General features: G+C 69.6%; 1 protein-coding gene. It reads right to left on the reverse strand.

The window, feature by feature from the left end:
• Positions 1-228 (reverse strand): iron chelate uptake ABC transporter family permease subunit (locus AC4FS3_RS29100; RefSeq protein WP_491023434.1); only part of this gene is annotated, 228 nt, incomplete at its 3' end.
• Positions 229-605: the final 377 nt, after the last annotated feature.

Here is a 605-nt window from a genome sequence, read left to right on the forward strand (position 1 = left end):
GGCGAAGCGGTTGCGCGCCAGCATCTGCATGATGAGGCCGGCGATGGCCACCGAGCCGCCGGCCAGCACGACCGCGATGGTGCGCGGCGCCCGGCTGGTCAGCAGCAGGTTGATCGCCGCCGGATCGCCGGCCAGCACGGCGCCGGGCGTCAGGTCGCTGACGCCGGCGAACAGGCTGGCGACTGCCAGAAGAAGGAAAACGGCCACGGTCGCCGCGGTCCTGGTCATGGCGCTGGGCAACGCCGCTTGTGGCCTGGCGCCAGGCGGGATGAAGGGCGAGACATCGGGAAGGGCCGCCTGCCCGACGCGGATGACATGTTGCTGGTCTGGTCCATTCCCGCCTCCGCGCCTCCTTCTCCGGCGTCATGCCCGGGCTTGTCCCGCGCCACGTTTTCTGACGTGAGACAGGGTCCGGCTTCTTCCGGGTGGGTGGGCTGCGTGGATGGCCGGAACAACTCCGACCATGCTGGTTGGGGGCGTTTTTCTCCGGCAGCGGCTCCGCGTCCGGGCCTTTTTGGCGCCTGAAACGCCTTCACGCCGCCGGTCCTCGCCGCCGCTGGCCTGTGCTTGCTTATTTGCCGCCGAACGCCTTGTTGAGCTGGTCG

This window comes from Pseudogemmobacter sp. TB195, assembly GCF_058313095.1.